The sequence below is a fragment of the Armatimonadota bacterium genome (assembly GCA_031081585.1).
Taxonomy (GTDB): Bacteria; Sysuimicrobiota; Sysuimicrobiia; order Sysuimicrobiales; family Humicultoraceae; genus Geohabitans; species Geohabitans tengchongensis.
Genome location: JAVHLY010000001.1, coordinates 175,422 through 200,080, shown reverse-complemented (window position 1 = coordinate 200,080; position 24,659 = coordinate 175,422). Strand labels below are relative to the sequence as shown.

General features: G+C 71.4%; 21 protein-coding genes. 4 read left to right on the top strand and 17 right to left on the bottom strand.

What is annotated here, in order from left to right; all coding sequences use genetic code 11:
* The first annotated feature begins 626 nt into the window (after window positions 1-626).
* Both RB146_00900 and RB146_00895 read left to right on the top strand, forming a co-directional pair.
* Window positions 627-1,076, top strand: coding sequence for a hypothetical protein (locus RB146_00900; GenBank protein ID MDQ7827539.1), 450 nt, complete (start codon window positions 627-629; stop codon window positions 1,074-1,076).
* A gap of 97 nt (window positions 1,077-1,173) precedes the next feature.
* A complete protein-coding gene (locus RB146_00895) occupies window positions 1,174-1,503 on the top strand; it encodes a DUF3592 domain-containing protein (GenBank protein ID MDQ7827538.1) in 330 nt (109 codons plus the stop codon).
* Window positions 1,504-2,173: 670 nt separating this feature from the next.
* Here RB146_00895 and speB (RB146_00890) read toward each other — a convergent pair.
* The 10 genes from speB (RB146_00890) to RB146_00845 are packed head-to-tail and all read right to left on the bottom strand — an operon-like array spanning window position 2,174 to window position 12,592.
* Complete coding sequence (speB, locus tag RB146_00890; protein ID MDQ7827537.1) at window positions 2,174-3,130, bottom strand: agmatinase; 957 nt, start codon at window positions 3,128-3,130, stop codon at window positions 2,174-2,176.
* Window positions 3,131-3,133: 3 nt separating this feature from the next.
* Window positions 3,134-4,543 (bottom strand): amidohydrolase, encoded by a 1,410-nt coding sequence (locus RB146_00885; GenBank protein ID MDQ7827536.1) that lies wholly within the window; start codon window positions 4,541-4,543, stop codon window positions 3,134-3,136.
* A 4-nt stretch (window positions 4,544-4,547) separates the two neighbouring features.
* Window positions 4,548-5,582 (bottom strand): LLM class flavin-dependent oxidoreductase, encoded by a 1,035-nt coding sequence (locus tag RB146_00880; GenBank protein MDQ7827535.1) that lies wholly within the window; start codon window positions 5,580-5,582, stop codon window positions 4,548-4,550.
* A 3-nt stretch (window positions 5,583-5,585) separates the two neighbouring features.
* Complete coding sequence (locus RB146_00875; protein ID MDQ7827534.1) at window positions 5,586-6,518, bottom strand: ABC transporter permease; 933 nt, start codon at window positions 6,516-6,518, stop codon at window positions 5,586-5,588.
* Complete coding sequence (locus tag RB146_00870) at window positions 6,505-7,602, bottom strand: ABC transporter permease (protein ID MDQ7827533.1); 1,098 nt, start codon at window positions 7,600-7,602, stop codon at window positions 6,505-6,507. The genes RB146_00875 and RB146_00870 overlap by 14 nt, the downstream gene beginning before the upstream one ends.
* On the bottom strand, window positions 7,599-9,128 hold the full coding sequence (locus RB146_00865; protein MDQ7827532.1) for an ABC transporter ATP-binding protein: 1,530 nt from the start codon (window positions 9,126-9,128) through the stop codon (window positions 7,599-7,601). The genes RB146_00870 and RB146_00865 overlap by 4 nt, the downstream gene beginning before the upstream one ends.
* A gap of 50 nt (window positions 9,129-9,178) precedes the next feature.
* A complete protein-coding gene (locus RB146_00860) occupies window positions 9,179-10,141 on the bottom strand; it encodes a BMP family protein (GenBank protein ID MDQ7827531.1) in 963 nt (320 codons plus the stop codon).
* A 56-nt stretch (window positions 10,142-10,197) separates the two neighbouring features.
* The gene (gene speB / locus RB146_00855; GenBank protein MDQ7827530.1) at window positions 10,198-11,169 is read right to left on the bottom strand and encodes an agmatinase; all 972 of its coding nucleotides are present in this window, start codon (window positions 11,167-11,169) and stop codon (window positions 10,198-10,200) included.
* A 12-nt stretch (window positions 11,170-11,181) separates the two neighbouring features.
* Entirely contained in the window at window positions 11,182-11,952 is a 771-nt protein-coding gene (locus RB146_00850; protein ID MDQ7827529.1) for a creatininase, read from the bottom strand.
* Window positions 11,953-11,992: 40 nt separating this feature from the next.
* Window positions 11,993-12,592: an XRE family transcriptional regulator gene (locus tag RB146_00845; protein ID MDQ7827528.1), complete on the bottom strand. Its 600-nt coding sequence runs from the start codon at window positions 12,590-12,592 to the stop codon at window positions 11,993-11,995.
* A gap of 276 nt (window positions 12,593-12,868) precedes the next feature.
* Here RB146_00845 and RB146_00840 point away from each other — a divergent pair, with 276 nt between their 5' ends.
* On the top strand, window positions 12,869-14,473 hold the full coding sequence (locus RB146_00840) for an MDR family MFS transporter (GenBank protein MDQ7827527.1): 1,605 nt from the start codon (window positions 12,869-12,871) through the stop codon (window positions 14,471-14,473).
* Window positions 14,474-14,534: 61 nt separating this feature from the next.
* Window positions 14,535-15,527 carry a VWA domain-containing protein gene (locus RB146_00835; GenBank protein ID MDQ7827526.1) on the top strand — a complete coding sequence of 331 codons (993 nt, stop codon included), beginning with the start codon at window positions 14,535-14,537 and terminating at the stop codon, window positions 15,525-15,527.
* Window positions 15,528-15,589: 62 nt separating this feature from the next.
* Here RB146_00835 and phoU read toward each other — a convergent pair whose 3' ends face one another.
* The 7 genes from phoU to RB146_00800 all read right to left on the bottom strand — a co-directional run bounded on the left by phoU (window position 15,590) and on the right by RB146_00800 (window position 24,579).
* The gene (gene phoU, locus RB146_00830; GenBank protein ID MDQ7827525.1) at window positions 15,590-16,255 is read right to left on the bottom strand and encodes a phosphate signaling complex protein PhoU; all 666 of its coding nucleotides are present in this window, start codon (window positions 16,253-16,255) and stop codon (window positions 15,590-15,592) included.
* A 116-nt stretch (window positions 16,256-16,371) separates the two neighbouring features.
* Window positions 16,372-17,187, bottom strand: a complete 816-nt coding sequence (pstB, locus tag RB146_00825; GenBank protein ID MDQ7827524.1) for a phosphate ABC transporter ATP-binding protein PstB — start codon at window positions 17,185-17,187, stop codon at window positions 16,372-16,374.
* 14 nt (window positions 17,188-17,201) lie between these two features.
* A complete protein-coding gene (pstA, locus tag RB146_00820) occupies window positions 17,202-18,815 on the bottom strand; it encodes a phosphate ABC transporter permease PstA (protein MDQ7827523.1) in 1,614 nt (537 codons plus the stop codon).
* Window positions 18,816-18,832: 17 nt separating this feature from the next.
* Complete coding sequence (locus RB146_00815; GenBank protein ID MDQ7827522.1) at window positions 18,833-21,094, bottom strand: ABC transporter permease subunit; 2,262 nt, start codon at window positions 21,092-21,094, stop codon at window positions 18,833-18,835.
* A 7-nt stretch (window positions 21,095-21,101) separates the two neighbouring features.
* Window positions 21,102-22,076: a phosphate ABC transporter substrate-binding protein gene (locus RB146_00810; GenBank protein ID MDQ7827521.1), complete on the bottom strand. Its 975-nt coding sequence runs from the start codon at window positions 22,074-22,076 to the stop codon at window positions 21,102-21,104.
* Between the two features lie 276 nt (window positions 22,077-22,352).
* Window positions 22,353-23,309, bottom strand: a complete 957-nt coding sequence (locus RB146_00805; protein ID MDQ7827520.1) for a DUF47 family protein — start codon at window positions 23,307-23,309, stop codon at window positions 22,353-22,355.
* Between the two features lie 97 nt (window positions 23,310-23,406).
* On the bottom strand, window positions 23,407-24,579 hold the full coding sequence (locus tag RB146_00800) for an aminotransferase class I/II-fold pyridoxal phosphate-dependent enzyme (GenBank protein ID MDQ7827519.1): 1,173 nt from the start codon (window positions 24,577-24,579) through the stop codon (window positions 23,407-23,409).
* Window positions 24,580-24,659: the final 80 nt, after the last annotated feature.

Below are 24,659 nucleotides of genomic sequence, written 5' to 3'. Positions count from 1 at the left end.
CCCTCCCCGCGCGTCTCGCCTCGATGCTCCCCCCGACCCCGGTGGCAGCCGGCGTCGGGCCCGTCCGCGGCACCGCAGTCCTCCCGCCACACGCCTGGGCCCTGGCCGACACCGCCAAGGATCCCGTGAGGGTGCTGGCCGCGTTGCAGCGGGGCGGAGTGGACGAGGTCACGATGCGTCGGTACGGCCTGCGCGTCGACCCCACGCACGTGGTGGAGGCCACCTACATGTTTTTTGCCACACCCGAACACACCGCCGAGTGGGTGGAGGCCTTTCGTACCGAGGTCCGGCAACAGCACTCCCTCCATCCCGGCGCGGTGGGCCGTTCCGCCGCCTTCACGCGGTACCCCGACGGGGGGTACGAGCTGCAATTCGCCAAGGGGCAAGCTGTCGGCGACGTCCTGTGCCACGCCCCCTTCGGCCAGACGACCGCGGTTTGCGCGGTGCCGCCCGCACCTTGGCCGAGGGCTGGTACGCTGCCCTGCCGGCGACCCGGTAGCGTGCCGGGGCGGCCCGTGTGGGGCATGGGAGGGATGGTGTCATGTGGAAGGTGCTGGGGATCACGGCTCTGGTCGTCCTGGTCGCGGTCTCCGCCATCCGGGCGGAGACCCTGCAACCCTACCGGGATGCCGCCGGGCTGTTCTCGATCTTCTACCCCAAGGGATGGGGTCGAGAAGCGCAGCGGGGTCACGGCGTTCACACCCGGCGACGGGCTGACCTTCTTCTCGATCCTGCCCACCATCAAGCTGGAGGGCCGGGTAGTGGTGGAGACCCGGTTCCAGTCCCTGGTGGTGGACGAGTTCGGCACGCTCCCGGGCTACCGGGTACTCAGCCGGCGGGTCCGACCGGCCAGCGATGCGTCAGGCGCGAGCAGCATCGAGGCCACGTGGGAGTGGACGTACCCGGAGAGCCGGACCCCCAAACGCGCCTGGATCCTCATCGGCGCACAACCCGTTCCCGGCGCCCAGCACACCGCCGCCGGTTTTGTCATGTACGAATCACCGACCCGCGAGTGGCAGCGCGTGGAACCGCTCTTCAAGCAGATGCTCCAGAGCCTTCGCTTTAGCCGATCCTAGCCGAAGGGGGAGTGCCGAGGTGTCGATCGTGCCGACGTCGACGCACACGTCTGACCGTCCCGCTCCCCGCAGCTCGCAGCGGGAGCGGTGGAAGTGGATGCCTCTGGCCGGTGTGGGGCTCTTCCTGGGCGCAGCACTCTGGATCGTCCTGGCGGAGGTGCAGGCTGACCGGAGCCGCTCGGCGGAGGCCCTGGCGGAAGTCGTCGAGGTGCGCAAAGTCACCTGGACGACACAGGATGAGGAGAGCATGGAGGTCCACGAGGGGTACGACATCACCTACCGCTATCGGGTCGCCGGGCGCGTGTACGAAGGCCTCCGCACCCAGGACGAGACCTACAAGCCCGGTGATGCGGTGAAGGTCTGCTACAACCCAGCCCGCCCGGAGGATCATCGGCTCCGCCCTGCCGGATTCCGCTGCGGGAGATAGGGCCGCGGCATCGCCCCCAGACCGTCCACCCATAGCGCAGCGTTGCCCCCTGCAGCATGGCGGTGGCCTTTGGCCCTGGAGCTCTACACGGTTCGGGAGCAGTGGCTGGAGCATGTGGACGACCCGGTCGTGACCCGGTTCGTGAAGGAGGACATGGGCTCGTACGGGTACGCATGGTGGGCACGGGCTGGCCGGGAGATCAGCAGGGCGTACGCGGAGGCGGGAAGCGGGCTCAGGGTGCTGGGCGCCCTGAGCCCACCGGTCCCCACGCCCACCTGTCCGCCCAGCCGCCGCACAGGGTAAGAACTGGGATTTTGCCAACCGAGCTGCACAGGTATTGGGTCTTTCTTCCTGCTCCCTCTGACTCTGTCCAGCGCTGCCGCGGCTTCCAGTCGCGGCCGGGTGTCTGTATCGGCGAACGCCAGGACGTGGGTGACGCCGTGGCGCAACTCCTCCCGCACTGCCCGGCGCGCATTCCGTAGACGCACTCTCCCGCGTAGCGATCCTTGATGGCGGCGGCCCACTCGATCGCCTCATGGCGCCCCCCATCGCCCCGCTGGCGTTCTGCTCCTGTGCTCCGTCGGCCACGAGATCCCGCGTGCACACCTTGTCCAGGTGGAGGTGAGCATTGACGAAGGACGGGATGACGAGGTCGTGGGTCGGGACCACCTCAGCCCCCGACCCGCTGCCGGCCAACCAGTGCCAGATACTCGAAGACAACTTGCGCCGCCAGCAGAGCGGTAATCTCCCCCACGTCGTAGGCAGGGACGACCTCCACCACGTCAGCGCCGGCCATGGTCAGGCCGGCGCACCCCTGGAGGATCTGCAGCGCCTCCGCCGAGGTAGCCCCGCCCACCTGGGGTGTCCCCGTCCCGGGGGCGAAAGCCGGATCCAGGAAGTCGACGTCGAACGACAGGAAGGCCGGGGCATCCGCCGTCCGCCGACGGATCGCCTCAGCCACCGCCTCCGCGCCCTGGCGCCGCACGGTGGTCATCGGGATGACCTCCAATCCCAGACGGCGCGCCTCCTCGACATCGTCCGCGCGGTAGAGAGGTCCACGAATCCCCACCTGGGTGGAGCGTTGGGGGAGGATGAGGCCCTCCTCCACCGCGCGCCGTACCACCGTGCCGTGCGTGTACTTTCGCCCAAAGTACGAGTCCCAGGTGTCGGTGTGGGCATCGAACTGCACCAGGGCCAGCGGGCCCCAGTGCCCCGCCAGGGCGCGCAACTCCGGAAGGGTGATGGAGTGATCCCCGCCCAGCGCCAGGGGGACGGCGCCCGCGGCCACCACCGCGGCCACCGCCTCCCGGATGCGCGCGTAGGAGTCGTCCAGGTAGCCCGGGACGACGTCCACGTCGCCGAGGTCCACGGCGCTGCAGGCGGCGAAGACGTCCACCCCCTGCTCCACCGAGTACGGCTTGAGGAGGACTGAGGCGGCCCGGATCGCGACAGGACCAAAGCGCGCCCCCACGCGGAAGGTGGCGCCCGTGTCGAAGGGGATCCCCAGGACGACGACGTCAGCCCCTGCCGCCGCAGGTCGGTGGGGGAGGCGCATGAAGGTGCGGATTCCTGCGAAGCGCGGGCTCTCCAGCGCGTCCGGGGGGCGCAGGTCGCGGTCGGCGCCCACGTCCTAGAAGGCCAGGGCGCGCCAGGCGCGGGCCGCAGGCGGCGCAATGCGGGCACGCTGCAGGAGGGCGTGGGCGGCGCGCTGCGCCTCCCGGAGGAGGCCCCCCTCATCCACGGTGAGGATCCGACCACCCTCCATGACTAGGCGGCCATCGATGATGACCGTCTCCACTTCCGAACCGATCGCGGAGTACACCAGCGATGAGACGGGGTGGTGGACAGGGGAGGCCGTGGCCGTGCAGAGGTCGGCCACGGCGATGTCCGCCCGCTTGCCAACCTCCAAGGACCCCACCTCGCCCTCCAGGCCCAGGGCACGAGCCGCACCCAGTGTGGCCATCTCGAAGACCTGCTCCACGGTGATCGCGGTGGGGTCGCCCGTGTGCACCTTGTGCAGGAGGGCCGCGAACTTGAGAGCCTCGATCATGTTCTGGTTGTTGTTGCTCGCCGGGCCATCGGTGGCCAGACCCACGGGGATGCCGGCGAGGAGCATCTGAGGGACCGGGGCCACACCGGCCGCCAGGTACATGTTGCTCGTGGGGTTGTGGGAGACCGCAGTACCCCGCGCCTTGAGGATGCGCAGGTCACGGGGGGTGAGGTGGACGCAGTGCACCGCCAGGGTAGGGGTCTCCAACACGCCCAACCGCTCCAGGGCCGCGAGGTCGCCCACACCGAAACGGGCCATGGCGTTCTGCACGGAGAAGGGGGTCTCCGCCACGTGCATCGTCAGTCCCAGGCCGAGGTGGGCCGCCAGGTGCTGCGTGGCCCGCAACCCCTCTGCGGTGCACGACCAGATCATGCACGGACCGAAGCGCACGGTGATCCGCCCGTCGGCGGCCCCGTGGTAACGCTTGGCCACCCGCTCACAGTCGGCCAGGACGTCCTCGGTGGACTGGATGAGGGCGCGCGGAATGCCGTACTCGTCGCCCATATCGATGTAACCGCGCACGAACACTCCCCGGATCCCCGTCTCCACCATGGCGCGGATCACCGCGTCGGAAAGATGGGGGCGGGGGTGCACGTACATGAAGTCCTTGAGCGTCGTCGTGCCCGAGCGCAGGGCCTCGACGCACCCCAACGCCGCGGCCACATAGCAGTCCTCTTCCGTGAGCTCGCTGGCGGCGGGGGCCACGACCTCGCGGAACCACTCCTCCAGCACGCGGTCGTCCGCCGGCCCCTTGAGCAGTGTCTGGAAGAGGTGGGTGTGGGTGTTCACCAAGCCGGGGAAGACGACCTTCCCGGAGACGTCGAGGCGACGGGCCGCCGGGACCCCCTCCAGATCCTCGGCCGGGCCCACCACGGCGATCCGGGAGCCCCGAACGCCTACAGCCCCGCGCTCCAGGATGCGGCGATCCGGGTCCATGGTGATGACCGTCCCCCCCGCGAGGAGCAGATCGAGCCGTTCGGGTCGGTTCATGCGCTCACCCCTCACCGGACGTGGCATTCTGGCCAAAGGCCTCCAGCAGATCCGCGGGGTCGTCCGGCGTCATGAGGACAGGCAGGTCCAGGCCAGCCGCCCGGAAGCGCTGGAGGCCCCGTCGGCATTCCTCTGGCGTCCCCGCCAGGCAGACCGCATCCACCAGCGCGTCACTGAGGTAACGGCCACCGGCCCGAGGCCCCTCCTGCCGCGTGACACGCTGGAGGCGCTCCACCTCGTCGGGGCTCAGCCCACTGACCGCCGCGATCGTGGGGAAGAGCGTGTAGTATCGGGCGATGGCGGCCCGCATCCTCTCCCGCGCGGTGGCCCCATTCTCGGCGATGGCTGTCATCACGATCCCCGCGATGTCTACCCGCCCCCGCCCAGTTTCGCCAGCCGCGGCCTGCACGACCTCCGCCGCCCGCTGGATGTACGCCATCGGTACGAACGCGTCCAGCAGCACCCCGTCCGCCACCCGTCCCGCCAGCCGCAGGCCGCGGGGCCCCGTGACGCCCAGGTACAGGGGAGGCGGCACCGGCGGGACCACCTCCAGTCGCGCCCCGCGCACCCGGACCACCCGTCCCTCGTACTCGACGGTCTGCCCCACTAGCAGCGGCCGCAGGACGTCCACGTACTCGCGCAAACGGGTGAAGGGCCGATCCGGGGCGATGCCCTGAGCCCGCAGGATCTCCGCAGATCCCGCTCCCACCCCAAGGGCGAACCGGCCGCCCGAGAGCTCAGCGAGGGTGGCGGCCGTCTGGGCCAGGAGAACGGGCCCCCGCGTGTAGACATTCACCAGGCCCGTCGCCACCGATACCCGGCGGGTGGCCACGGCGATGGCGGCGACCGCGGTGATGCCGTCCCGGCGCAGCCGAGTCTCGGCCACCCACACGGACGCGAATCCGGCGGCCTCCGCCGCCTGCGCCAGCTCCACCATGCGGGGTACGGGGGGTGTGCCCAGGAACCCCAACCCCATCCGCGAGCGTCCGGCATCGGTGGGGGCCACGATCCGGTCCGCGGTGGTGGCTCCCGGGACCACGGCTCACTCCTCGGCGCGGTAGGGAGTCCCTGCCGCCGCCGGCGGCGCCATACGGCCCACCAGACCCGTGAGGGCCAGGAGGGCCAAGAGGTACGGCAGCATAACGGGCACCTGGTAGGGGACCCCGAGGTTGTAGGTCTGGATGAGGAGCTGAAAGGCGTCGGCGGCGCCGAAGAGCAGGGCCGCACCCAAGGCCCCCAGTGGGTGCCACTTCCCGAAGATCACCGCCGCCAGAGCGATGAACCCCCGGCCTGCGCTCATGTTCTCCGTGAACAGGTTGAGGTGCCCCAGGGAGAGGAAGGCTCCCGCCGTCCCGGCCAGCATCCCGCTGGCGACGACCGCACCGTAGCGCATCTGGGCCACCTTCAGCCCCGCCGTGTCGGCGGCCCGTGGGTGCTCCCCGACCGCCCGAAGGCCCAGCCCCCAGGGGGTCCGGAAGAGGAAGAGGGTGAGTGCGGGGGCCAACACCAGGGCCGCGTAGACCAGGGGCGTCTGCCGGAAGAGCACGGGTCCGATCAGGGGCAGGTCGGCAAGGTAGGGCACCACCAGGGGCTGGAAAGCCGGGACCTGTTCGATCCCGGCGGGGCGCAGCAGGACCCGCGCCAGGAAAGTCGTACACCCGAAGGCGAACAGGTTAAGGGCCACGCCGGAGACGATCTGGTTGGCCCCCAGGGTGACGCTCAGGTACGCGAGGAGGAGGCCGAGGACCGCGCCGACTCCCGCAGCGGCGGCAGTCCCTGCCCAGGGACTCCCCCAGTAGTGGGAACCCAGGACTCCCGTCAGCGCCCCGAAGAGCATCATCCCTTCCAGGGCGATGTTGAAGACACCCGACCGCTCGGAAAGGACGCCCCCCATGGCCGCCAGGCCGATGGGAGTGGTCAGGCGGACCGTCGCCGTGAGGTAGGAGAGGACGAGGACGTACTCAAGAGGACTCATGCTTGGCACCGATGGACGCGGCGAGGCGGGGAGCCTCTGACCGCGGAGCGGCCACGAGGGTGGGCAGGGTCCACCGTCGCTGCACCGCCAGGCTGGCAGCGAGGAAGAGCACGGCGAGGCCCTGGATGGCGAAGACGATGGCGACGGGGACTCCCACGCTCCGCTGCATGATATTCGCCCCACTCCGAAGGGCCCCAAAGAAGACCCCCATAGCCACGACCCCCAGCGGCTGCCCGTTGCTGAGGAAGGCGACCACCACGGCATCGTACCCGTAGCCGGGGGAGAAATTCTCGAAGAGGCGGTGCTTCAGGCCAATCACCTCGACCGCACCGGCCACACCGGCCAACCCCCCCGCACCCGCCATAGCCACGAGGAGCACAGCGCGAACGTTGATGCCCGCCGCGGCGGAGGCGGACGGGTTGAGCCCCACACTGCGCAGATAGAATCCCAGTGTCGTCCGCGCCAGAAGCGCGTGCAGGAGCAGGGCCGTCACCAGTGCGAGGACGATCCCGGCGTGCGCGTCAGTCCCGGGGATGATCACCGGCAGGAGTGCGGAGTCGGCGAGGGGACGCGTATACGGATAGGGGGCCCCCGGTTCGATGAGGGGGCCGCTGACTATGAGGCTGATCAGCAAGATCCCCACATAGTTCATGAGCAGGGTGGTGATGACCTCGTTGACCCCACGGAAGACCTTCAGCAGCCCCGGCACGAGCCCCCACGCCGCTCCCGCCAGGAATCCGGCCGCGAGGGCCAGCAGGACGTGGAGGAGGGAGGGAAGGCCTTGGAGGTAGAGGCCCACCAGGGCGGCGGCGAGCCCGCCGAGGTAGATTTGCCCCTCTGCCCCGATGTTGAAGAGGCCCGCTCTCAGAGCGATGCCCACACCCAAGCCGGCAAACAGCAGGGGGGTCGCCTTCACCAGGGTCGTGGACAGCCCGAAGACATCGGCCACCGCGCCCCGGAGCAGTTCCCCGTAGGCGCGCAGGGGGTGCGCACCGGCCACCCCCACGAGGACCATGCCGAGCAGAAGGGCCCCGAAGACTGCCCAGAGGGGGAGGGAGCTGGCCACCCAGCCCCGCGCCCTCATCCTGCCGCCGCCTGGCGCAACGCCCCCGTCATCATGAGGCTGATCTCCCTCAGTGAGACCAGCCGCGGATCGACGACGCCCATGATCTCCCCGTTGAAGAGCACCGCAAGCCGGTCGCTCACGGTCAGCAACTCGTCCAGCTCTGTGGAGATATACAGGATCGCCGTCCCCCGCGCCCGCTGCGCGAGAATCGTTCGCAAGACGTACTCCGCGGCCCCCACGTCCAGCCCGCGCGTCGGCTGGACGGCCACAAGGACGTCCGGGTCCGCGCCCACCTCCCGGGCGAGCACCACCTTCTGCTGATTCCCCCCCGAGAGGTGGCGGACCGGCTGGAAGACATGGGCGAGGCGAATGTCGAATCGGCTCACAAGTCCCCGGGCGTGCGCGGCGATGGCAACGCGGTCGAGGAGTGTCCGTCGGGAGTAGGGAGGTCGGTGTACGACCTTGAGGACGAGATTGTCCGCGACGGCCATGTCGCCGATGACCCCGAAGCGCGCCCGGTCTGCGGGGATGTACGTCATACCGCAGGCGATACGCTCGCGAACGGGAACAGCGGTGATGTCCCGCCCCCGCAGGAGGATGCGCCCGCCCTGGACGGGGCGCAGGCCCACGACCGCCTCCGCGAGCTCCGTCTGTCCGTTCCCGTCGACCCCGGCGACACCGAAGATCTCGCCCCGCCGCACCTGGAAGGAAACTCCCCGGAGCGCCGCCACGCCCCGGTCGTTCAGCGCCTGGAGGGACCGGACCTCCAGCACGGCCTCCCCGATGACGACGGGGTCCTTCTGCAGTCGCAGGACCACCTCGCGCCCAACCATCATCCGCGCCAGGCTCTCCGCGCTAGTCTCGCGGGTGGCAACCGTACCGACGACCCGCCCCTGACGGAGGACGGTCACCTCGTCGCTGACACGCATGACTTCCTCGAGCTTGTGGGTGATAAAGATGACGGACCGCCCTTCCCGGACGAACTGCCGGAGGATGGCGAAGAGGGCCTCGGCCTCCGCCGGGGTGAGCACCGAGGTGGGCTCGTCCAGGATGAGGAGGTCTGCTCCACGGTAGATGGCCTTGAGGATCTCCACCCTCTGCTGTGCTCCTACCGGGAGCTGCCAGACAGCGGCCCGGGGGTCGACGTCCAGTCCGTACGTCCGCGCCAGGGTGGCGATCTCCGTCTCCACCGCCCCCCGGGCCAGGAACGGACCCCGCCGGGGCGGCAGACCGAGCATGACGTTTTCGGCCACCGTCAGCTGGGGGACGAGCATGAACTGCTGGTGGATCATTCCGATCCCCTGCCGGATGGCGTCGCGTGGCGAGGAGAAGCGGACCGGGACGCCCCGCAGGTAGATGCGGCCCGAGTCCGGCTGGTACAACCCGTAGAGGACGTTCATCAGCGTCGTCTTGCCCGCGCCGTTCTCGCCGAGGAGCGCGTGTACGGTCCCTGCGCGGACGTCCAGCGTGACGCGGTCGTTGGCCACAATCGGCCCGAACCGCTTGGTGATCTCCTCCATCCGCAGGACGGCGGCAGTGTCCATGGCGCACCGTACGCCCGGGGGGCCTCCGCCGAGGCCCCCCCGTCCCGGTCTCACTTCCGCTGGATCTTACCGGCTAGCAGCAGCTTCTTGACCTCCTCCACGCGATCTCGCACGCGCTGGGGAACCATGGCCCCGTACCGCCCCAGCCGGGCGGCGGCGGGGTTCTCGATGCCGAAGACATACCCCTTCCCCTGGAACTTGCCCGCGGCCACGAGCTTGGCCACCTCCAGCATCGCCACCGCAATGTTCTCAATGGCCGAGGTCAGGACGGTCTCGGGCGCCAGGCTGAGCTGGTCCCGCGGGTACCCAATGACGAAGACCTTCTTCTCCTTCGCCGCTTCGATCACTCCGAGCATAGCGTGGTCCAGCAGCGGGTACAGGACGTCCACACCGCGGGCGATGTGCGCCAGGGCTGCCTCCTTGCCCTTGCCCACGTTGTCCCAGTCGCCCGTGTAGGAGGTGAACATCTGCACCCGTGGGTTCACGTACTTTGCCCCCTGCTCCAGACCGATCATGCTCTCGTCGATGGCCTGGAACTTCTGGGCGCTGATGGCAGCGATCTTGTTCGTCTTGGTCATCAGTCCCGCCACCACTCCCGCCAGGAAGCTGACCTGGAAGTGGTTGATCTGCGACGTGGCGAGGTTAGGGGCCGTGGACACGCCGTTGTTGATCACGATCTTCGTCCGCGGGAACCGAGCGGCGACCTGCTTCCCGGCAGAGTCGAACTCCCCGCCGTGGCCAAAGACGAGGTCGTACCCTCGCCGGGCGTAGTCGCTCATGACCTCGACCTGGTCGGGCTGGGCCACGCGCTCCGTGTAGGCGATCTGCGCGCCCAGTTCTTTCTCGATCATCTTTAGCCCCTCGTAGCCGGTCTGGTTCCATGCCTTGTCTGTGATGATCCCTGGGAGGGCGGCCGCCACCCGCAGGCGTGGGGTGCCCGCGTCCGCCACCGTGCCCACGAGCGCTCCCAGCAGCACGGCCACGACCAGGGCAGCCACTCGACCCTTCGCCATGTCCCCCATGCGCACACTCCTCCCTTCTTCCGATGTTGGTGCCTCCGCGCGCGGTCTCACCTCCCCTCCTGCACCCCCGCCGGGACGGCCCGCCGCGTGCGCTCATAGAAGATCGCTCCCAGGAAGTCCAGGATCACCCGCGCAGCGAGCTGGGCGGTGACCTCCGTGGGGTCGTACTGCGGGGCCACCTCCACGAAGTCGAAGCCCACCACGTCGCCCTTGGCGGCCACACCCCGCAGGAGGTCGGTGACCTCGTAGTAGTCCAGGCCGCCCACCGACGGCGAGCCCGACCCGGGGGCCACACCGGCGTCGAAGGCGTCGATATCGATGGTCACGTAGTACCGCTTTCCGTCAGGGATGCGGGCCAGTACCCCGTCGACACCCCGGCGGCGGATCTCCCGCGGACCGATGATGAGGCTCCCCATGCGCCGCGCGTCCGCGAAGTCCGACGGGTCGCTGCTCCCCGGACCGCGGATACCGATCTGTGCGAAGCCTTCCACGTGAGGCATCTCCGCCACCCGGCGCATGACGTTCCCGTGCCCCTCGCGCACGCCGAACCGTTCGTCCACGAAGTCCAGGTGCGCGTCAATCTGGATCACGTAGAGCGGTCCCCGGTCCCGAAAGGCCCGCAGTACGGGGATGGGGACCGAGTGATCTCCACCCAGCACGACGGGCAGCGCACCCCGGGCCAGGATCTTCTCCACTGCCTCCCGGATGTTCTGCAGGCACGCCTCGGGCCGCATGTGAATCATGTCGACGTCTCCACAGTCAACGATCCGGACCCCCTGCAGGAAGATGGTGTCGAACTCGTGATCGTAGTACCCCACACCGCGCAGCGCGTAGATCGCAGAGGCATTCCGGATGGCCCGGGGGCCGAAGCGCGTCCCGGACCGGTACTGGGTCCCCATGTCGAACGGGGCCCCCAGAATGGCCACGTCCGCCTCCAGCGTGTCCAGGTCCGTGTGCACCGGGAGCTTGCAAAAGGAGGTGATCCCGGTAAAGGGCAGGTTGAGCCGTTCCGCGCCCATACGCCTCCCTCCCTAACCTGCCAGCCCGAACTCAGTCCGCACGATCTCCACCAGAGCCTGCACCACCTCCTCGACGATCCGACGCCCGTGCGCCGCGCTGGCCCGGCGCGCCGGTGAGAGCACCCCCGAGGGGGGCACGACGTCGGAGGGCGGTGGGTAGATTTCGTAGGGGAGCTGGCGGTCCGCGCGATCGTCCACGAGGCGATCCCACCGCACGAGGTCCGGCCGCACCGCCGCCGTGACCGAGGTCTCCACGACCGCCGCATGCTCCAGGGCCCATCCAGGAAATTCCCCGGCGAAGATCGCATCGACGGTGCCGGGGGGGATGAGCTCCCACCAGTGGACGACGACGGCCTTCGCGTCGGAGACACCGGTTTCCCGCAGGGCGAGGTCGATGCCCTCCGTGAGGAACATGGCGTTCTCGTAGTGACCGTCGACCACGACGATGCGGCGCACGCCGTGTCGCAGGAACTCCCTCAGGAGGTCCCGCACGACCGCCACGAGGGTCTGCCCGTCCAGGCTCGTTGTCCCGGGGAACTGCTGTCCGCCACCGCTCTTGGGCTGGCTCTTGTACCCGTAGGCCAGCGGCGGGGCGACGATGCCTCCCACCCGCTCTGCCGCCGCCCGCGCCACGGCCACGGCCTGGAAGACGTCCGTTCCCAGAGGAAGGTGAGGGCCGTGCTGCTCTGTGGAGCCCGCCACGAGGAAGAGCGGCGCGCCAGCCCGGACCCGCTCCTGGTACTCCACCCAGGTGAGCTCGTCCATCATTACCGGCTGCCCCATTGTCCTCACCGCCCACCCCCGGGAGCGGAGCCCTCGACCCCTAGAACGACGGCGGCGTGATGGCGATCACGAAGGTCGCGGGGGCATCGTCACTGCTGCGGTAGGAGTGGGGGATCTCGCTGCGCACGTAGATGGAATCCCCGGGCTCCAGGATGTGGGGTGGGCCCTGCCCGATATGCGCCTCCAGTCGCCCGTCCAGGACCACCAAGCACTCCTCCCCCTCGTGTGCGACCTTCTCGTCCTCCGTCCACACCCCCGGCTCAAGCCGCACCCATAACATTTCGATCGCGCCGGTGACGTCGGGGGAGAGGAGCTCGTAGCGCCGCCCTTCGCTCTGGCCGACCACCAGGCGCTTGCGGTGCTCGGCCCGCACGACAATCCCGTCCTGGCGGACATCCGACTGGAAGAACGTGGCGATGGGAACCCGCAGGCCGGTGGCCACCCTCAGAAGGGTGGCGAAGGAGGGATTGCCCTGGCCCCTCTCCAGGAGGCTCAGGGTCGCGGCGCTCACCCCGCACCGCTCGGCGAGCTGCTCAAGGGTCAGGCCGCGCTGCTCACGGACCTTTTGGACGAGGAGGCCCAATTCGTGAAGGGCGGCACTCACATCAGGCGGTCCAAGCAATGTCTCGGCGTGTCCCATAGCCTGCCTGGGAGTCTTTCGGTTTATTAAAATTTCCTTTAGTCTAATTTTGATGCTTCGCGGCTGACCCCGCGGATTCCTTCTCCCCAAGATCCCAGCTTGCCCACGATCGCTCTACCAGGCTTGCCCGGGGACTTCATTGCATCTCCCTAGACGGCGGATGTGCCGAGGCCTCGACGGGCCTGGAGGTGGGGGCGGAGGTGGGGAAGGTGACACATCGGTGCAGGAGGTGGCGGTGGTGCTCGGGGAGCGCGGACGAGCGTATACTGCTGACCCGTGACCTCCCGGGACCGGCTGCTCATCCTAGTGGGCGTCCTCCTCGGCCTCTTCCTGGCCGCCCTCGACCAGACCATCGTCGCCACCGCGCTGCCGGCCATCGTGGCCGACCTGCACGGGCTGGACCTGCTGGCCTGGGTCTCCACGGGCTACCTGCTGGCCAGCACGGCGATGGTGCCGGTCTACGGCCGACTCGCCGACCTCCACGGCCGGCGCCGCATCCTGGTGGCCGGCATCGTCACCTTCCTGGCCGGCTCCGCCCTGTGCGGGGTGGCGCAGTCGATGCTCCAGCTCATCGCCTTCCGCATCCTGCAGGGCGTGGGCGCAGCGGCGCTCACCTCGACCGCCTTCATCATCCCCGCCGACCTCTTCGCCCCGGCGGAGCGCCCGCGCTACCAGGGCCTCTTCGGCGCCGTCTTCGCCCTGGCCAGCCTGGTCGGGCCCCCTCTGGGCGGCGTGCTCACCGACACCGTCGGCTGGCGCTGGGTCTTCTACGTGAACGTGCCGGTGGGCGCGCTGGCGCTGGCCGTCGTGCTCCTGCGCATGCCGACCATGGCCCGCGGCGTGCGGGCACCCATCGACTGGCCGGGGACGGTCCTGCTGCTGGCCGCGGTCGTCCCGCTGCTGCTGGCGCTCACCCTGGACCGCACGCTCTTCCCCTGGCACGCCCCCTTCACGCTGGCGCTGCTGGCCACCTCCGGGCTGGCCGCGGCCGCCTTCCTGGTCGTGGAGCGCCGCGCCCCGTCGCCGATCCTGCCGCTGGGGCTCTTCCGCAACCGCACCGTGACCCTGATCGCCGCGGCCTCCCTGCTCACCGGGGCGGCCTTCTTCGGGGCGCTGTTCTTCCTGTCGCTCTTCATGGTGAACGTCGTCGGCGTCTCGGCGACGGCGGCGGGCTCCACCCTGGTCCCGCTGACCCTCGCCGTGGTGACGGGAGCGCTGCTCTCCGCGCAGGTCGTCCAGCGCACCGGCCGGTACAAGTGGGTCATCGTCGCGGGCTACCTGGTGGCCACCGTCGGGATGGCGCTGCTGGCCACCATGGGGGAGCACGTCACGCAGGGCGGCGTCGTCTGGCGCATGGTGGTGCTGGGGCTGGGGTTGGGCCCGTCGATGCCGCTGCTGACGCTGGTGGTGCAGAACGCTGCGCCGCCCGGGCAGGTGGGCACGGCCACGGCGAGCCGGCAGTTCTTCATGCAGATCGGCAGCGTCGTGGGCGTAGCCGTCTTCGGGGCGATCTTCTCCGCCACCCTCACGGAGGCGGTGGAGGCCGCGCTGCGGCCAGCGCTAGCGCAGTTGCCGCCGGGGGTGCGGCGCAGCGTCGACCCCGCGGCGCTGCGCGCGTCCCTGCGCGGATCGGGCGCGGGGGGCCGCCTCATGGTGACCGCCGCCCCCGGCCCGGACGGGACCGCCATGCGCGCGGCGGTGCGCCGCGGCTTCGCCGTGAGCATCCTGCGCGTCTACGCCTCGGCCATCCCGCTGACGCTGCTCGCCGGCGCGCTGATGCTGGCGCTGCCAGAGCTCCCCCTGCGCCGAACCCGCCCTCCCGCCCCCGGCGAGGCGGTGGCGACCGGGCAGGAGGGGATACCCGGCGCCTGGAACGGGTAGGCGGGAGCCGGCGCCGGGGGAGGGCCCGCGCCGATCTGGGCGACAGGAGGCGAGGCGGTCGATGGGCTTTGCCATGGCCTCGGCCCTGTGGGCGTTGATACTCGTCCCTGCCGCGGCGGCGCTGTACGTGGCGCACCTGCGGCAGTTCCCCCGCGAGGCGGTCCTCCACCCCCAGTCGGCCGCCCTCGCAGCCGCGGCGGCGGGCGCCGGCCGCTGGCGCCGTCACCTCCCCGCGGCGCTGCTGCTGCTGGCGCTCACCGCAGCGCTGCTGGCGCTGGCCCGCCCCACGCTCCCGCTCCCCGTCCCCGCGGACCGCTCCGTCGTCATGCTCGCCATCGACACCAGCGGCAGCATGCGCTCGGAAGACATCGCCCCCAACCGCCTGGAGGCGGCGAAGGCGGCGGCGGGCGCGTTCGTCGCCGCCCTGCCCCGGGGGCTGCGTGTGGGCCTGGTGGCCTTCGGGGGCTACGCGGAGCTGGTGGTACCCCCGACCACCGACCGGGAGCGCCTGCGTGCGGCCATCGACGGGCTGGGGTTCATCCGCCGCACCGCTATCGGCGAGGGGCTGCTCGAGGCGGTGATGGCCATCCTGGGCGCCTCGCGCCCGGCGCCCGACCCGTGGAGCGGTACGCCTACCCCGCTGGTCGTCCCGCCCGACGCCCGTCCCGTGCGACCGGGCTCGGCCATCGTGGTGCTGCTCTCGGACGGGCGCAGCAATGCGGGCGTCGACGCGCTGGAGGTGGCGGCCTTCGCCCGCCGGCAGGGGATCGTGGTCCACACCGTGGGCGTGGGGCAGCCCTCCGCGCCCAACACCGCGTGGACGATCGGCGGGACGCTGGACGAGGAGACGCTGCGCGAGATCGCCGCCGCCACCGGCGGGAGCTACGTCCACGCCGCCAGCGCGCGCAGCCTGCACCAGATCTACCGGCGGCTGGCTCGCGACGTGGGGTGGGAGCGCCGCCCGGTGGAGGTGCCGGCGCTGGCCGCGCTGGTGGCGGCCGTGGCGCTGGTGGGGGCGCTCGGGGCGGCCATCGCCCTGCGCCCCGTGGCCTGAGCCCTCCGCCCGGACCGGCGCAGCGGCCAGGCCGCGTGCCGGCCTGAGGGACCGCGGACGGGCTACCGGTTGATCTCCCGCATCTCGCCCGTCGTCATGTAGATGACCCGCTCGGCGACGTTGGTGATGTGATCGGCCGCCCGTTCCAGGTGCTGGGCGGCCAGGAGGTACTCCAGCCCCCGCGTGACCGCCCGCGGGTCGGCAGCCATCGCGCTGAGGAGGGTGTGGAAGACCCGGGCGCGCAGAGCGTCCACACGGTCCTCCTTCGCCCCCAGCCCTTCGGCCAGTGCGGCGTCGCGGCGCTGGAAGGCCTCCAGCACGTCGGCCAGCATCTCCTGCACCGCCGCCTCCATCACCACCAGCATGGCTTCGAGTTCCGGCATCGGCCTCTCCGTGCTGAGCCGTCGGGCGGCGCGGCTGACCCCCTCGGCGTGATCGGCCAGACGCTCCAGGTCGATGGAGATGGCCAGGATGGAGGCGACCTCGCGCAGGTCGCCGGCCATGGGTTGCTGGGTGGCCAGCAGGGCGACGACGCGGTGCTCCAGTTCCAGGTGGAGCGCATCGATGGCGTCGTCGGCCCGGATGACGGCCTCGGCCGCCAGGACGTCCCGGGTCCGCAGCGCCTCCACGGACCGTCGGATGAGCTGGCCGGCCAGGCGGCCCATGTGCACGACGTCGTGCTCCAAGGCGGCCAGTTCGCGGTCGAAGGCCTGACGGAGGTGCTTCACGTCACTCCTCCCGGCGCGCTGGGCGTGGTCTGCTCCGGATTCTACCGTGGGGCTCCCGGGCAGCGCAGGCCGCAGGCGCACGCGCCGCGCAGTGCCCTGGCCGTCGCTCCGCCCCATCACCCGAACCGCCCGGTGATGTAGTCTTCCGTGCGCTGGTCCGCCGGGGTGGTGAACACCTCCCGGGTCGGCCCGAACTCCACCAGCTCTCCCAGGAGCAGGAAGCCGGTGTAGTCGGACACGCGGGCCGCCTGCTGCATGTTGTGCGTGACGATGACGATGGTGTAGCGCTCCCGCAGCGCCTGCATCAGGTCCTCGATCCTGGCCGTGGCCACGGGGTCGAGGGCGGAGCAGGGCTCGTCCATCAGCAGCACCTCGGGCTCCACGGCGATGGCCCGGGCGATGCACAGCCGCTGCTGCTGCCCGCCGGAGAGGCGCAGCGCCGACTGGTGGAGACGGTCGCGCACCTCCTCCCACAACGCCGCCCGCTGCAGGCTCTGCTCCACGATGGCGTCCAGGTCCGCCCGGCGGCGCACGCCCAGCAGGCGCGGGCCGAAGGCGACGTTCTCGTAGATGGACTTGGGGAAGGGGTTGGACTTCTGGAAGACCATCCCCACCCGTCGCCGCAGCTCCGTGACCTCCACTCGCGGGTCGTAGATGTCCACCCCGCCGATGCGGACCGCCCCGGCGATGCGGACGTTGTCCAGGAGGTCGTTGAGGCGGTTGAGGCAGCGCAGGAGCGTCGTCTTCCCGCACCCGGAGGGGCCGATGAAAGCGGTGATGCGGTTCCGCGGGATGGTCATGGTCACCTCGCGGAGGGCCGGGCTCGCCCCGTACCACACCGAGAGGCGCTCGATCTCCACCGCCGGCGCTTCGACGACGTCGGCGGCGCCTGCCTCCCGGTCCGTCCGCACCTCCACCCGGAGTCCGTCCATGCGCACCCTCCCCCCTACACCCCCGCCACGACCAGCCGACGGCGCAGCCGGGCCCGCAGGGCGATGGCGAACAGGTTCAAGCAGATCACCACCCCCAGCAGCAGCAGGGTCGTGGCGAAGACCATGGGGCGCGCGGCGTCCACGTTCGGCGACTGGAAGCCCACGTCGTAGATGTGGAAGCCCAAGTGCATGAACTTCCGCTCGAGGTGGACGAAAGGCGGTGTGCCGTCCACCGGCAGGGCCGGCGCCAGCTTCACCACCCCGGTGAGCATCAGCGGGGCCACCTCCCCGGCGGCCCGGGCCATGGCCAGAATCAGACCCGTGAGGATGGAGGGGAGCACCGCCGGGAGGACGACCCGCACCGTGGTCTCGAGCCTGGTCGCGCCCAGGGCCAGCGCCGCCTCCCGCATCCCGGGGGGGACCGCCGCCAGCCCCTCCTCGGTGGCCACGATGACCACGGGAACGGTGAGCAGCGCCAGCGTGAGCGACGCCCACAGGAGCCCGCCCGTCCCCAGGGTGGGAGTGGGGAGGGCCTCGGGGAAGAAGAGGCGGTCGAGGGTGCCGCCCACCAGGTAGATGAAGAAGCCCACGCCGAACACGCCGAAGACGATGGAGGGCACCCCGGCCAGGTTGTTCACCGCGATGCGGACGGCGCTGGTGAACGGCCCCTGCCTGGCGTACTCCCGCAGGTAGAGGGCGGCCAGCACCCCCAGCGGTGTCACGACCACGGTCATCAGCAGCACCATCAGCACGGTGCCGAAGATGGCGGGGAAGACGCCCCCCTCGGTGTTGGCCTCGCGGGGCTCGGCGGTGAAGAACTCCCACAGCCTGCTGCCGTAGACGCGCAGCCGCCCCGCCCAGCTCAGCGCGTTGGGACGGACGACGCGCACCACCTGCGCCAGGGGGACCCGCACCTCCCGCCCATCGGCCACCGTGACGATGGCCGCCGCCGTCTGTCGGGCGCGCAGGCGCTCGACCTCGGCGCGGACGGCCTCGTAGCGCGCCTGCCAGGCCGCCGCCTCGGCGTGGAGCCGGTCCACCTCCGGACCCGCCCTGACGCCGCGCAGCTCCAACCGCCGCAGGGCCAGGCGGATGCGCTCCTGGCGGCGGTTGATGGCTCCTACCTCCACTCGCTCGAGACGGCGGATGCGGGCCACGAGGGCCTGGGCTTCCCGGAGGGCGGGGAAGAGCGCCGGCCAGGCCTGGGGGCCCTGGGCCACGATGCGCTCACCGTCGGCCACGGCGCGCAGGGTCCCGTAGAGGTGACCCCACTCCCGACGCTCCACCACCATGGCCTCCCGAGGTCGGGTCCGGGTGACAATCAGCGCCTCCGGGATCCACCGGAAGTCCTGGCCGGTGAGGTCGCGGTTGCCCTGCTTCACCTTGATCCGGTAGGCCCCGGCGGACCCGGGCATGGCCTCCCGCTCTACCACCTCGCCCAGGACCACCGTCCCGTCGGCCAGCGCCAAATGCTCAACCTGGCGCGGCCAGAAGTACGCGAGCCCGTGGGCCGCCACCAGCCCGACGAGGCCGGCTACCATGAGCAAGGCCAGGGCCAGCGCGCCGCCGCTGAGCCAGACGAAGAGGTCGCCGCTGCGCCACAGCCCGCCGGAGCCCTCCCGCCGCACCGCCGCTGCGCCGCCCCTCACAGCGCCTGATACCGTCGCCGCAGCCGCAGGCGCACCACCTCGGCCGCGGTGTTCACCAGGAACGTGGTGACGAAGAGCAGCAGGGCCGCCAGGAACAGGACGCGGTACAGGGTCCCTCCGTAGGGCGCTTCGGGCAGCTCCACCGCGACGTTCGCCGAGAGCGCCCGGAAGCCGCTGAAGGGCGACCAGTCCATGACCGGCGTGTTCCCGGTGGCCATGAGGACGATCATCGTCTCCCCTACGGCGCGCCCGAAGCCCACCATCACCGCGGAGAACATGCCGGGGCTGGCCGTCGGCAGGACGACCCGGAGCGCGGTCTGCCAGCGAGTGGCGCCCAGGGCCAGCGCGCCGGCCGCCAGATGCGGCGGGACGTTGGCCAGCGCGTCCTCGGCGATGGTGAAGACGATGGGGATGACGGCGAAGCCCATGGCCAGCCCCACCACCAGGGCGTTGCGCTGGTCATAGGTGAGCCCGACCGCACGCGGCAGCCAGGTGCGGAAGTCCCCGTCGAGGAGGGCCGCCTCGACCAGGCCGCCCAGCCGCAGCGCCAGCCACCCTCCCAGGAGGACGGCGGGGACCAGCACGACCAGCTCCATGCCCGGGCGCACCCGGCCCCGGACCGGGGCGGGCACCAGGCGGAAGAGCAGGAACGCGGCCAGGATCGCCGCGGCCATCGCGGGCGGCATGAGGATGATGCCGGGGACCACCCGCTCTACCCGCGGAGCCAGCCACAGGCCGGCCAGGAAGCCCAGCACCACGCTCGGCAGCCCGGCCATGATCTCCACGACGGGCTTCACCAGCGCCCGGAGCGTCGGGTGCATGAACTGCGCCGCGTACAGCGCACCCACCAGGGCCACCGGCACGGCGACGAGCAGGGCATAGGCGGTGCCCTTGAGCGTCCCGAAGGCCAGCGGCGTCAGGCTGAGCTTGGGCTCGAAGTCATCGGTGCCACCGGTGGACTGCCACACGTAGGCCGGCGCCTCGTAGCCTTCGTACCAGACCCTGCCGAAGAGCGTGTGCCGCGTGGCCTCGGGATGCCCCACCTCGAGCGCCCAGTGGCTCAGCCGACCGGCGGCGTCGATGGCGAGGAAGCCGTCCCCTTTCGGCGCCCACGCCAGGGCGCGCAGCCCTCCGCGGACCGCCCGCACCCGCAGCCGGGTTTCCCCCGTCGTCCCGTAACCCAGGTGCACCCGGCCGTCGGCGTCCCCCACCAGGAACCCTTTGTCCCGGTGCGACGCGGCGAAGGCCGTCACCGGTGCGGCCAGCGGCGCGAACTCGTGGATGCGCTGCAGCCTCAGCCGCCCGGTGGTCTGGCCGAGGAGCTGCCACGAGGCCACCCGCCCCGCGGCGTCTCCTGTGATCACCGTGCGGTCCCCCAGGAGGAAGCCCAGCACGGTGATGGCCGTCCCCTGGCGGCTGACCTGGGCCACCGCCAGGACCCGAGGCCGTGGGCCGGCCGGCGCCAGAGCCAGGAGCTGGCCCACCGAAGTCCCGACGAAGAGGGCGTCACCCCGCCCGTCCAGGGCGAGGGCGGTGACCTCCCCCGCGATCCGCAGGGTCAGCCGGTCGCGCACCACCTCGCGGGTCGATGCTCCCACGAGGGCCCGGCGTTCCCGGACGCGCACCAGGGTGACCTCCCGCGGCCCGGTCTGCGCTGCCACCACCGGCCCCGCGCGTGTCCGCGCATAGGCCACCCGGGCCAGGGAGCGGCCCGAGGGATCCACCACCAGCGGTGCTCCCCCCGACACCCGCGGCGTGACGGTCCGCCGGCCGTCGGCCGAGAACACGACGTCGTACGCCACCTCCACGCCCAGCGCCCGTCCGTCGGACAGCCCGAGGAGGAGCGTTCGCCCCGCCCGCGCCGCCCCGGCCACGGGCACGTCCCAAAGCGGCAGGTCTGCCGGCCGGCGGGCCTCGGGGCCGATGGGCACGACGCCCAACCCGCCGTCGCCGACGACGACCGCGACCTGGCGGTGCTCGTCCACGTCCGCCACCAGCGGCCGGCCCACCCCCACCGCCGGGACCGTTCCGACCGCCCGAGCCCGGGCCGGACGCGCCAGGGGCAAGACTTCCACCAGGATGACGGCGAGGATGGCCAGGATGGAGAGGACGACGGCCAGACCGCCGAGGCGGACGACTCCCGCGGCCAGCCGGTCCGCCCGCAGACGCCAGGCGGGCGCAGCCGCCGGGGGGGCGGGACGGGCCCCCGCGGCGGAGGGCCCGCCGGCAGGCAACGGCTTCAGCTGCGGGAGCGCCACCGCGACGCTAGCTCCCGCCCCCGGCCGTCACCTTGGCGAGTTCTTCCAGCGCAATCGGCGCGGAGACGGGGAAGTAGCCGTCCTTGACCACGATCTCCTGTCCCTGCCGTGACAGGACGAACCGAAGGAACTCTCGAACCAGCGGGTCAACGCCACGGGTGGGCGGCTTGTTCACGTAAATGAAGAGGAACCGTGCCAGCGGGTAGGTGCCGGCGTAAGCGTTCTGCTGGTTGGCCTCCACGCAGGGCCCGCCGGCCTGCTCGGCCAGCGGAACAGCCCGCACCCCTGCCGTGGCATAGCCGATGCCACTGTACCCGATGGCGTAGCGGTCGACGGTCACGCCCTGCACCACAGCGGCGGACCCGGGCTGCTCCTTCACCTCGTCTTTGAAGTCACCGTTCCGCAGGACGTGCTCCTTGAAGTAGCCGTAGGTTCCCGAGGCGGAGTTGCGGCCATAGAGGCTGATCGGTCGGTTGGCCCACTCTCCGGTCAGGCCGAGCTGCCCCCAGGTCCTGATGTCCTCCCGGTGCCCCGCCCGGCGCGTCTTCGAGAAGATGGCGTCCACCTGTTCCAGGGTCAGGCACCGGATGGGGTTGTCCTTGTGGACGAAGACCGCCAGTGCGTCCACGGCGACCCGGACGGCCGTCGGCTTGTACCCGTACTTCTTCTCGAAAGCGTCCACCTCGCCGGCCTTCATCGGCCGGGACATGGGGCCGAGCTGGGCGGTGCCGGCGATCAGCGCCGGCGGAGCCGTACTGCTCCCCTTCCCCTCGATCTGAATCTGCACGTTGGGGTAGAAGCGGCGGAACCCCTCCGCCCACAGCGTCATCAGGTTGTTGAGCGTGTCGGACCCCACGCTGGTGAGGTTGCCGCTGATCCCGCTCACCGGCCGGTAGGCCACCAGGCGGGTGTCGAGCTTGATGGGCTGCTGGGCCGCTGCCGGCACCACCGCCAGCACCAGCCCCACCAGGGCGCCAACCATCCGCGCCAACGCGCTGCGCATCACCGTCTCCTCCTCTCCCCGCATCGGATGTGCGGCGGCAGCAACACCGCCTACGGCGCGTCCGCGCCCCCCGACGGCGCGGCGAGGATCCCGCCGCCGTCCTGCACGCTACCGTGCCAGAGGCAAGGCTGGGTGAAGCGTAGGGGAACTGTCGGTGAAGCGCAGGTCAATTCGCGGCCGCGGCCAGCCGCGGAGCGCCACGTCCGGGGTGCGGGCGGGGTTCAGGCAGCGTGGAGCAGGAGCGACACCGCGCCCTCAGCCCGTCAGGTCCAGCCGGTAGCCGATGCCGCGGACGGCGACGATGCGCACGCCGCCCCGGGCCTCGAGCTTCTTGCGCAGCCAGCCGATGTGGGTGTCCAGGGTGCGGGCGTCGCCGAAGTAGTCCCCGCCCCACACCTCGTGCAGCAGCCGCTCGCGCCGCACGACTTTCCCCTGGTGGCGCAGCAGCAGGTGCAGCACCCCGAACTCCTTGGCCGAGAGCGGGACGGGAGCGCCGCCCACCCGCACCTCGTGGCGTCCCACGTCCAGGACCACCTGCCCCGCCACCAGGTGGTCCCCGCCGCCGGTCTGCACCAGGAAGGTCTCCAGCACGTTGGCGATGTCCTCGCACCGGTCGGTGCCCTGCTCCAGGATCTCGCAGATGTCCTTCCACTTGATGATGTCCCTGGGGTGGGCCTCCCCGGCGAAGAGGGCTTCGATGGCGTCCCGCAATACGTCGTCCCCCTGGTTCTCCAGCCGGTGGAGGGCGCGGGTCAGCGGGAAGAGGTCCTGCGTCCCCCGCAGCGCGGCCACGGCCTGGCGGAGGACCCCGGCCGATTCGAGGACGATGCGCCCGAGGCTCACCGCGGCCGGCAGCACGCGGCGGATGCGGTGGAGGGCCAGCCGGGCGGCCGCCGCCTCGACGGCGTCCAGGACGTCGTCCAGCAGCCCGGTGAGGGCCTTGAAGGCCTCAGGCGCCGGACCGCCCACCCGCGGGGTGACCAGCGCATCGAACAGGTCGCGGGCCACGGCGTCCCCCTGGTGCTCCAGGTCGCGCACCCGGGCCCACACCTGGGACAAGGGCTCACGCCCCTCCAGGCCGGCGACCAGGGCCTGGGCCGCCGCCTCGATCGTCCGGGTCATCTCCTCGAGGAGGGCGAACTCGCGGGCGAAGGGAGCCGGTTCGGATGCGGCGCTCCGACCCGGGCCTGCCGACGGTGGGCTCGCGGCCATCAGCGCCAGCATAGACGAGATGTGTCAAGACGACGACAAGGGTGCGTCAAGCCCTCGCTGCCGGCCTCCCGTGCAGCGCCTCCAGGTTCCCTCCGGATCAGGCCCGGTCCAGCGCCTGGCCGAAGTCGGCGATGAGGTCGTCGGCGTCCTCGATCCCCACCGAGACCCGGATCAGCCCCTCCCGGATCCCGGCCCGGGCCCGGTCTTCCGGCCGGATGCCCACGCTGGTGGTGGAGGCCGGGTGGGTGACGAGGGTCTCCAGCGACCCCAGGCTCACGGCCATCGTGGCCAGGCGCAGCCCCTCCACCACGCGCACCCCGGCCTCGAAGCCGCCCCGCACCTCGAAGGAGAGCATGCCGCCGAAGCCGCGCATCTGCCGGCGCGCCACGGCGTGGCCCGGATGGTCCAGCAGCCCGGGGTAGTGCACCCGCTCCACCCGCGGGTGGGCGGCCAGGAACTCGGCCAGGCGCTGCCCGTTCTGGTTGTGCCGCTCCATGCGCACCCCCAGCGTGCGCACCCCGCGCAGGACCAGCCAGGCGCCGAAGGGGTCGAGCACGGGGCCGAAGATGCGGAAGCGCGGCCGCAGCCGCAGCACGAGCTCCCGCGACCCGCAGAAGATCCCGGCGGTGACGTCGGCGTGGCCCCCCAGGTACTTGGTCAGGCTGTGCACCACCAGGTCGGCGCCGAGGGCCAGCGGCTGCTGGTTGTAGGGCGTGGCGAAGGTGTTGTCGACCACGGTGAGGGCGCCGCGGTCACGCGCCAGGCGGGCCACCGCGGCAATGTCGGTGATGTCGAGCAACGGGTTGTTCGGCGTCTCCACGTAGACCAGGCGCGTGGTCGGCCGCAGCGCCGCCTCGTACGCCTCCACCGCCGGGCGGTCGAGCAGGGTGACCTCTACGCCGTAGGCGGGCAGCACCTGGGTGAAGAGCTCGTAGGTGGCCTGGTAGACGGCGCGCGGGGCCACCACGAGGTCGCCGCGGCCCACCAGTCCCAGCACCACCGTGCTGATCGCCCCCATCCCCGACCCCGTGGCGATGGCCGCCTCCGCCCCTTCCAGCAGGGCGACCCGCGCCTCCAGGGCCTGCGTCGTGGGGTTGCCCCACCGCGTGTAGTAGTAGCCCTCGCCGCGGTCCGCACCGAGCGCCGCCCCCTCGGCCACGGTGCGGTAGCGGAAGGTCGTCGACTCGTAGATCGGCGGGCTCACCGCGCCCAGCGGGTCGCGCCACCCGTCGCCGTGCACCGCTCTGGTGTTGAACCCTCGCACCGCCACCGCTCCGCCTCCTCCCCCTGTGGTGACGGCCGCGTCCCCCAGGACGCCACCGTCACGGGCATTATAGGCGGCCTCGCGGG

What these genes read in the sequence shown, in the direction of transcription:
- RB146_00810 (MDQ7827521.1), bottom strand. Translation starts at nt 22,076, where the DNA reads ATGGTTGGCGCCCTGGTGGGGCTGGTGCTGGCGGTGGTGCCGGCAGCG.
- RB146_00845 (MDQ7827528.1), bottom strand. Translation starts at nt 12,592, where the DNA reads ATGGGACACGCCGAGACATTGCTTGGACCGCCTGATGTGAGTGCCGCC.
- RB146_00875 (MDQ7827534.1), bottom strand. Translation starts at nt 6,518, where the DNA reads ATGAGTCCTCTTGAGTACGTCCTCGTCCTCTCCTACCTCACGGCGACG.
- speB (MDQ7827530.1), bottom strand. Translation starts at nt 11,169, where the DNA reads ATGGGCGCGGAACGGCTCAACCTGCCCTTTACCGGGATCACCTCCTTT.
- RB146_00835 (MDQ7827526.1), top strand. Translation starts at nt 14,535, where the DNA reads ATGGGCTTTGCCATGGCCTCGGCCCTGTGGGCGTTGATACTCGTCCCT.
- RB146_00895 (MDQ7827538.1), top strand. Translation starts at nt 1,174, where the DNA reads ATGCCTCTGGCCGGTGTGGGGCTCTTCCTGGGCGCAGCACTCTGGATC.
- pstB (MDQ7827524.1), bottom strand. Translation starts at nt 17,187, where the DNA reads ATGGACGGACTCCGGGTGGAGGTGCGGACGGACCGGGAGGCAGGCGCC.
- RB146_00900 (MDQ7827539.1), top strand. Translation starts at nt 627, where the DNA reads ATGCCGCCGGGCTGTTCTCGATCTTCTACCCCAAGGGATGGGGTCGAG.
- RB146_00885 (MDQ7827536.1), bottom strand. Translation starts at nt 4,543, where the DNA reads ATGAACCGACCCGAACGGCTCGATCTGCTCCTCGCGGGGGGGACGGTC.
- RB146_00850 (MDQ7827529.1), bottom strand. Translation starts at nt 11,952, where the DNA reads ATGGGGCAGCCGGTAATGATGGACGAGCTCACCTGGGTGGAGTACCAG.
- RB146_00865 (MDQ7827532.1), bottom strand. Translation starts at nt 9,128, where the DNA reads ATGGACACTGCCGCCGTCCTGCGGATGGAGGAGATCACCAAGCGGTTC.
- RB146_00805 (MDQ7827520.1), bottom strand. Translation starts at nt 23,309, where the DNA reads ATGGCCGCGAGCCCACCGTCGGCAGGCCCGGGTCGGAGCGCCGCATCC.
- RB146_00860 (MDQ7827531.1), bottom strand. Translation starts at nt 10,141, where the DNA reads ATGGCGAAGGGTCGAGTGGCTGCCCTGGTCGTGGCCGTGCTGCTGGGA.
- RB146_00870 (MDQ7827533.1), bottom strand. Translation starts at nt 7,602, where the DNA reads ATGAGGGCGCGGGGCTGGGTGGCCAGCTCCCTCCCCCTCTGGGCAGTC.